The organism is Candidatus Angelobacter sp., from assembly GCA_035607015.1.
Taxonomy (GTDB): Bacteria; Verrucomicrobiota; Verrucomicrobiia; order Limisphaerales; family AV2; genus AV2.
The window spans coordinates 1-8139 of sequence record DATNDF010000193.1; the positions used below are offsets into that span (position 1 = coordinate 1).

The following is an 8139-nucleotide window of genomic DNA, read 5'->3' on the forward strand; positions in this document are numbered from 1 at the left end:
AAGTTCTCGTGGAGCGACGGTGAATGGATGAAACGACGAAGCAAACGAGATCCGTTGCGCTCGCCCATGAGCATTTACGAGGTCCATCTTGGTTCGTGGCGGAAGAAGTCGGTGGCCGAGTCGCCCGGCTATCGCGAGGTCGCCGGTCCCTTGATTGACTATCTGCGGAAGACGGGTTTTACGCACGTTGAGTTTCTCCCGGTGTCGGAGCACGCCTTTTTCCCGTCGTGGGGCTATCAGGTCACCGGATTCTACTCGCCGACCAGCCGTTTTGGCACACCGGATGATTTTCAATATCTCGTCAACGCGCTCCACGAGGCGGGCATCGGTGTCCTGGTGGACTGGGTGCCGGCGCATTTTCCGCGTGACGACTGGGCGCTCGCGCGTTTTGATGGCACGGCGCTTTACGAGCACGAGGACCCGCGCAAGGGCGCGCACCAGGACTGGGGCACGCTCATCTTCAACTTCGGCCGGCATGAGGTGAACAATTTCCTTACCGCCAATGCCCTGTTCTGGTGCGACCGCTTTCACATTGACGGCCTGCGCGTGGACGCCGTCGCCTCGATGCTCTATCTCGACTACTCACGCAAGGAAGGTGAATGGATTCCGAACCAGTTCGGCGGGCGCGAGAACCTGGAAGCGGTCGAGTTTCTGCGCAAGTTCAATTACCTCGCGCACACGGAGCATCCGGGCGTGGTCACCATTGCCGAGGAATCGACCGCCTGGCCGCTGGTCACGCGTCCGCCTTATCTCGGCGGCCTCGGGTTTTCTTTCAAGTGGAACATGGGGTGGATGCACGATACACTCGGTTACTTCATGCGAGACTCGATCCATCGCAAGTACCATCAAAACGACCTGACGTTCGCGATGCTCTACCATCACCACGAAAATTTTATTCTTCCCTTGTCACACGACGAAGTGGTGCACGGCAAGGGCTCGTTGCGGCAGCGGATGCCGGGTGACGACTGGCAGGCGTTCGCCAATCTGCGGGCCTTGCTGGCGTATCAATGGCTCTTTCCCGGAAAAAAACTGTTGTTCATGGGCGGCGAATTCGGACAGAGCAGCGAATGGAACGCGAACGCCGAGGTCGACTGGTGGCTGCTCGATGCCGGGCGCTATCATCGCGGCGCGCAACAGTTTGTTCAGGACCTGAACAAGGTTTACCGGGCCGAGCCCGCCTTGTGGGAGAGTGACTATGACCAGGAAGGTTTCTTCTGGGTGGACTGCTCCGACCAGGAAAGCAGCGTGCTGTCCTTTGTTAGGCAGAACAAGGACCAGACGAGCCGGTTGCTGGTCATCCTGAACCTGACTCCGGTGTTGCGGACGCGTTACCGCCTCGGCCTGCCGGAGGGCGGTTTCTGGCGCGAAGTGTTGAACAGTGACGCGGAGATTTATGGCGGCAGCAATCAGGGAAATTGGGGTGGTGTGACCGCGCGGGATTATCAGGCGCACAATCAACCGTTTTCCGCCGAATTCACCCTGCCGCCTTTGGGAGTGATTGCGTTTGCGCCTCAACGCGGTTGATCCGGCCCATTTGGAAATGAGCAGCGCGCCAAATCACAAACCTTCCGGCTGGTGGGCATCGCGATTCGGCCTCGCCGGGTTTCAGTTTTTCGCGCTGATGGCATGTTTCACGGTCCTCAGGCTGGCGCTCTTCTTCAGTTTCAGACCGCCGGCGGCGTCCGGCGAATACTTCAAAACGTTTCTCGTCGGCCTGCATCTGGATGCGACCGTCGCGTTGTTCATGACCCTGCCGCTGGTGTTCTGGTTGGCAATGCTGCCGCAATGGCTGTTTCGTTCGTGGCTTCACCGGACGGGGTTTCTTCTGGCCTGGTTCATCTTCTGGATGGTCGAGATATTCCTGCTCATTGCGGAATACTTTTTCTTCGAGGAGTTCAGATCACGCTACAACACGGTCGCGATAGATTACCTGCTCTATCCACACGAGGTGTTCATCAACATCTGGGACACCTATCCCGTGCCGCTGGTCATTGGCGCGTGCGCGGCGCTGGCGCTGCTTCTGGTGCTGGTGTCGCAAAGGGTCACGCGCGGCATGCGTGAAACAGAGACCGGCGCGGCGAGCAGGTTCCTGCACCTGGTGGCGGCGCTCGCGCTGGGAGCGGGCCTGTGGTTCAGCGTCGGGCTTGCCGAAACGCGCTTCAGCAAGGACAGGGTCATCAACGAGATCGCCAACAACGGCATGGCCTCGCTGGCCACGGCGTGGTGGTCGCGCAATCTTGATTACGCCGCGTTCTATCCCACCATGGCGCGTGAGGAGGCTTTTCAACGCACGCGCCGGATGCTGGCCGAACCGGGCGCGGAATTTGAAGGACCGGCCGATTCGCTCCAACGACGCGTTGCCGGCAGGCCGGCCAACCCCCGGCTGAACGTCGTGATTCTGCTGGAGGAAAGCCTCGGTTCGGAGTTTTTCGGTTCACTCGGCCGGAAGGGGGAAACGCTGACGCCCGAGCTGGACAAGCTTTCGGAGGAAGGACTGTTCTTTACGAATCTGTATGCCGACGGAAATCGCACCGTGCGCGGGTTTGAGGGCGTGCTCTCGTCGTTTCCACCGCTGCCGGGAGATTCGATCGTGAAACGCGACCATTCCGAAAACGTCGAGACCATTGCGCGGGTGTTGAAACGCGACGGTTACGACACGGTCTTTCTCTATGGCGGACGCGGGATTTTTGACGGGATGCGGTCTTATGCGGTCAACAACGGTTACGACCGGTTCGTCGAACAGAAGGATTTTTCCAACCCGACGTTCGCGACCATCTGGGGGGTATGCAACGAAGACCTTTACCAGCGGACGATCGAGGAATGCCGCAACCTTGCGAAGGCGGGAAAACCTTTCCTGGCGACGGTGCTTTCCGTTTCCAACCACAAACCGTTCACCTATCCGCCGGGGCGGATTGCCGAGGATCCGCGGGCGCGCAAACGCGAGCACGCCGTGAAATACACCGACTGGGCGCTCGGCCAGTTTTTCAAGGCGGTGAAGAACGAGCCGTTTTTTCAGGAGACGATCTTTGTCGTGATTGCCGACCATGGCGCGCGCGTCTATGGCAGCCAGAGCATCCCGATTCATTCGTATGAAATTCCGCTGCTGATCCTGGGGCCTGCGGCGGTGAAGAAACCCGCGCGACTGCCGCAGCTCGGGTGTCAACTGGACGTCGCGCCGACGATCCTCGGCCTCATTGGCCGCTCCTACGACACGATGTTTTACGGCCATGACCTGTTGAAAGACCCGGTGCCATCGGGCCGCGTCCTCATCAATCACAACCGCGACATCGGCCTCATGCGCGCCGACCGGATGGTCGTCCTGAGCCTCAACAAGAAGGCCGAATTCTATCGCGGCAATCCCAAGGTTGCGGAAATGACACGGGTGGACCGGCCCGATGACACCGACTTGGAATTGGAAAAGGATGCCATGGCGATCTACCAGACTGCAGACGAGCTTTACATGCAGCGGAAGTATCGGGTGCGGGAAACCGCGCAGCCATAATGACGATTGACCAGTGATCTTCGACCGCACCGGCTTGACCGGATTCCTTTGTGCCTGAGTGCCAAAACGCCACCTTCCCCGCAGATGTGCGCCGCCTTGCAGTTGACACCGGGCCAATCCTGAACTTAGTTGGGCCTCGCTTGTCTTAAATTTTATGCAATCACCCATTTTCAACGGGCCACCCACGCCGGAGGAGTTTCAACGCCAGCTTCACGAATTTATGCGCCAGCATTTTCCCGGCGGGAACGTGTCGGCTTTCTCAAAAACAGACACGGCGGGCGGGTCCGACTCTCCGCCGCCCGAAACGAAGACCGAGGATTTCAAATTCGACTACAAGCCGCGTGACGTGAAGGCCTATCTCGACCGCTTCGTCATCAAGCAGGAAGAGGCCAAGAAGGTCCTCAGCGTTGCTCTGTGCGATCATTACCATCAAGTGCGGCTCGCCATGGATGGGAAGGAGCAGCCGAATTACGCCAAGCAAAACGTCATCCTCATCGGGCCGACGGGCGTGGGCAAAACCTACCTCATCCGCAGCATGGCGGACCTCATTGGGGTGCCGTTCGTGAAGGCCGACGCGACGAAGTTTTCCGAGACAGGCTATGTGGGCGGCGACGTGGAGGACCTGGTGCGTGACCTGGTGCGCCGGGCTGACGGCGACGTCCGCCGCGCGGAATACGGGATCATTTACATCGATGAAATCGACAAGATCTCCTCCGCGTCAAACATGACCGGGCGCGACGTGAGCGGGCGTGGCGTGCAGACAAACCTGCTCAAGCTCATGGAGGAAACCGACGTGCCCGCGCGCGCGCCGAACGACATCGCCGGCCAGATCCAGGCGATGATGGAGATGTCGCAAACACGCGGCAAGAAGCAGCCGGCCACCATTAGCACCAAACATATTTTGTTCGTGGTCAGCGGCGCCTTCGGCGGCCTGGAGAAAATCGTTCAGAAACGATTGCGCGAGGCGACCATCGGGTTTGCCGCGGCCGCGAAATCAACCGTTTCCGAGGAGCGTGTGTTCTCCGAGGCGCAGACTCGCGACTTCATCGAGTTCGGGTTCGAGCCCGAATTCATCGGCCGATTGCCGGTGCGCGTCGTCTGCCTGCAGCTCAACGTGGACGATCTGTTCCAGATCCTGAAGACGTCCGAGGGCAGCATCATCCGGCAATACGAACAATCGTTCGCCGCTTACGGCATCGAGGTGCTGTTCCGCGACGATGGTCTCCGGAGGATCGCCGAGCTGGCGGCGGAGGAAAAGACCGGCGCGCGCGGCCTGATGACGGTTTGCGAGCGCATCTTCCGCGATTTGAAATTCGAGCTCCCTTCGACCGCGGTGAAGCGGTTTGTGGTGACACGCGAACTGGTGGACAATGCTCCGGACGAACTGCGGAAACTGCTCGCTGAACACGAAAAGGAAGAGCGCGTGGTGATGGCGCAGCTCGTCCATGAGTTCGCAGAACGTTTCCAGGAAAGCCACGGCCTGAAGATTGTCTTCACCGATGGGGCAGCCGACGCGCTCGTATCGCAGGCACTGGAACAGTCCAAATCGATCCGCGATTTGTGCGCGGACAAGTTCAAGGATTTTCAGTTCGGCCTGAAGCTGATCGCCCAAAACACCGGGCGGAAGGAGTTCGTGATCGATGCCGATGCGGTGGCAACACCGGACAAGATTTTGAGCGAATGGGTGGTGACCAGTTACCGGACGGACCCTACGAAGGACTGACCCCCACGCCCGCCATCAGGCGCAGCAGATTTGCGGGTGAGAATTCTCCATGCGGGAGTTCGCCGCTGATTTCACCCTCGCGCATGACCACGATGCGGCGGCTGAGGTTCATCACCTCGGGCAGCTCGGAGGAGATGACGAGGATGGCGATACCCTGGCAGGCGAGCTCATCGAGAAGTTGGTGAATCTCCGCCTTTGCCCCGACATCAATGCCGCGCGTCGGCTCGTCCACGATGAGGATGTCGCACTCGCGGGCGAGCCACTTGGCCAGCGCGATCTTCTGCTGGTTACCGCCGCTAAGCCCATCGATGGGCGACTCCAGCGAAGGAGCCTTGACCCGCAGGCGATCCGCGTACCGTTGCGCCAGCGTCCGTTCTGCGCGCCGGTTGATGAATCCGCAACGTGTCAATCGGCCGAGGGTCGCCAGCGACGCATTCTCGCGGCAATTCATTGCCAGCACCAGGCCGAGCCGTTTCCGGTCCTCGGGCAACAGGCCGATACCGGCTGACAGCGCGGCGGACACCGAGCGGCGCGGCAGAGCCTCGCCGCGCACAATGACCTGACCGGTGGCGGCGGAATCCAGCCCGAAGATTGCCTGGGCGACTTCGCTACGGCCCGCGCCAACCAGCCCGGCCAAACCGACCACTTCGCCCGCGCGCAGCGCGAAGCTGACGTTGTGAAACCTGCCCGGCGAGGATAGATTCATCACCCTCAAAACTTCATCGCCGGTCGCGCGGGAGAGGTGTCGTGGCGTGTGGGTCACGATTTCGCGGCCAATCATCTGGTGGATGACGCGGTCAGGATTGGTCGCCGCGATTTCTTCCGTCGCCACGTGGCGTCCGTCGCGCAGGACTGTGACGGTGTCGCAGAGGCGGAAGATCTCTTCCATCCGGTGCGAAACGTAAATCACCGTGATACCGCACTGCTTCAAATGGGAAAGCAGGCGGAAGAGGTGCTCGCTTTCACGCGCGGACAGGGAACTGGTCGGTTCATCCATGACGATGACCCGGGCGCCGGTGCCGATGGCCGCGGCGATCTGGGCGACTTGTTCCTGGCCGGTTGAAAGTCCTCCAATCAGTTCATCAACATCAATATCCGCCTCGATTTCATGGAGCATGGCGCGGGCGCGGGCGCGCATTTGCGCGCGGGCCACCCAGCCGGCGCGCGCGGGCAAATCGCCGAGGCAGAGGTTTTCCGCGACGGTGAGGTTTGGACAAAACGCAAGTTCCTGATGGACCATCGCGATGCCCAGCCGCCGCGCGATGAGGGGGTTGGCCGGATGAACAGGCCGGCCGTCGAGCCGGATTTCTCCGCCGTCGGCGGCATAAACACCGGCAAGGATTTTGCCCAGCGTGCTTTTGCCGGCGCCGTTCTCGCCGATCAGCGCATGGCAACTGCCCTGTTCGACTTCGACACTGACGCGGTCGAGGGCGAAGACGCCCGGAAAGCGTTTCGTGATGCTCGTTAATTGGAGAAAAGCCACGGCGTCACTTCAGTTTTTCACGCAGCCAGCCGGGACGGTTCGTGGTGATGCCATCCACGCCGGCTTTAAACAGACGCCGTGCCTCAACCGGAGAGTCAACGGTCCAGACGTAAACTTTTAATCCGGCGTCTTTGAGTTTCTTAACCAGCAGCGAATTGACTGGCCCGCGGGCGTCCAAATCGACGCCATTCAACCCGGCCTCGGTCAGCGTAGAAATCAATTCATGGGCAGCGGGGGACCAACGCCCCGTGTTCCAGTTGCGCCTGAATTTGCAGATCCAGCACACCTCCAAAGCGGGCATGCTGACCCTTAATCGCGTCACCAAATCCAGGGAGAAGCTGATGGCGACAATCGGCCCAGGCGCCTGGCCCAAAAGGCCCAGGGTCTGTTGGAATACGCGAACACCTTCAGGTCCGCACTTGAGTTCGACAAACAAGCGCCTGTCGTCGGGAATCCCGGTGAGGACTTCCTCAAGCAAGGGAATTTTTTCGCCGGTCCACGGGTTTCCTTTCCAGCGGCCGACATCGAGCGAGCGCAACCTGGACAGGGTTTGTTCGCTGACTTTGTCGTCAACTCCACCTGTCCGCCGGGCGTTGTCATCATGGATGACGACGAGCCTGCGGTCCTTGGAAAGGTGGACATCCACCTCAACTGCGTCGGCATTTTGTCGCCACGCCAGATTGACGGCGGCCAGCGTATTTTCCGGTGCATCGTACGACGCGCCGCGATGCGCGATGAGTTCCACCCTGGATTACTTCGGCAGCCATTTCTCCCAGTTTTTGGTGAAGTCATCCACGTTCTCCTTTGTCACTGGAATCAACGCGCTGACATCCTTGACGGAGGCCGGGTTTTTCTTGAGGTGGATTTTGTTGATGAGGTGTTCAACCGAGCGATAGCCCCATTCATAGACCTGCTGGGCAAGCAGCAGTTGGACGTGGCCGGTGCGGAGATAGGCCAGTTCCGGCGGCAGAGCGTCCACGGAAACGCACTTCACCGTGCCGGGCTGCCATTTGAGAGCGTTGTCGGTGAACAACGGCCACCCGCCGACCATCGCCCAGCCGGTGATGTCCGGGTTGGCTTGCATGACCTGCTCGACTCTGGCGGCTGCGTCCTGGGGCGTTTCCTTATGGTAGTAAACGTCGCGAATGGTGATGCCGGGGTGCTTCCTTGCCTCGTTCTTCACGCCCTGGACGCGTTTCTGGAGATTGGGTGCGTTCTGGTTGCCGGCGAGAATCGCCACGACGCCTTTGCCGCCCATCAGCTTTGCCAGTTCGTCCATGAGCTGTTCCCCGCATTTCACATCATCAATGGCATAGGTGACGAACCGTTTGCTGCCCGGTGCGTCGGAATCGAACGTGGCCACCGGCACGCCGTTTTTGACAGCCGTGTCGATGGCGCCGGTCAGTTTATTGGCGTCCGAACAACTGACGG

At 60.1% G+C, this 8139-nt stretch carries 6 protein-coding genes; 3 read left to right on the plus strand and 3 right to left on the minus strand.

Annotation, left to right across the window (positions count from 1 at the left end; all coding sequences use genetic code 11):
* The 3 genes from glgB to VN887_07925 form a co-directional block, all read left to right on the plus strand.
* A partial coding sequence (gene glgB, locus VN887_07915; GenBank protein ID HXT39932.1) for a 1,4-alpha-glucan branching protein GlgB occupies positions 1–1524 on the plus strand: 1524 nt, incomplete at its 5' end.
* Between the two features lie 16 nt (positions 1525–1540).
* On the plus strand, positions 1541–3502 hold the full coding sequence (locus tag VN887_07920; protein ID HXT39933.1) for an LTA synthase family protein: 1962 nt from the start codon (positions 1541–1543) through the stop codon (positions 3500–3502).
* 154 nt (positions 3503–3656) lie between these two features.
* Positions 3657–5225 carry an AAA family ATPase gene (locus VN887_07925; protein HXT39934.1) on the plus strand — a complete coding sequence of 523 codons (1569 nt, stop codon included), beginning with the start codon at positions 3657–3659 and terminating at the stop codon, positions 5223–5225.
* Here the strand turns inward: VN887_07925 and VN887_07930 are convergent.
* The 3 genes from VN887_07930 to VN887_07940 form a co-directional block, all read right to left on the minus strand.
* A complete protein-coding gene (locus VN887_07930) occupies positions 5212–6708 on the minus strand; it encodes a sugar ABC transporter ATP-binding protein (protein HXT39935.1) in 1497 nt (498 codons plus the stop codon). The genes VN887_07925 and VN887_07930 overlap by 14 nt on opposite strands.
* A gap of 4 nt (positions 6709–6712) precedes the next feature.
* Complete coding sequence (locus VN887_07935; GenBank protein ID HXT39936.1) at positions 6713–7453, minus strand: glycerophosphodiester phosphodiesterase; 741 nt, start codon at positions 7451–7453, stop codon at positions 6713–6715.
* Positions 7454–7459: 6 nt separating this feature from the next.
* A partial coding sequence (locus VN887_07940; protein HXT39937.1) for a substrate-binding domain-containing protein occupies positions 7460–8139 on the minus strand: 680 nt, incomplete at its 5' end.

Coding starts and splice junctions, on each gene's coding strand:
- VN887_07920 (HXT39933.1), top strand. CDS start 1,541: ATGAGCAGCGCGCCAAATCACAAACCTTCCGGCTGGTGGGCATCGCGA.
- VN887_07925 (HXT39934.1), top strand. CDS start 3,657: ATGCAATCACCCATTTTCAACGGGCCACCCACGCCGGAGGAGTTTCAA.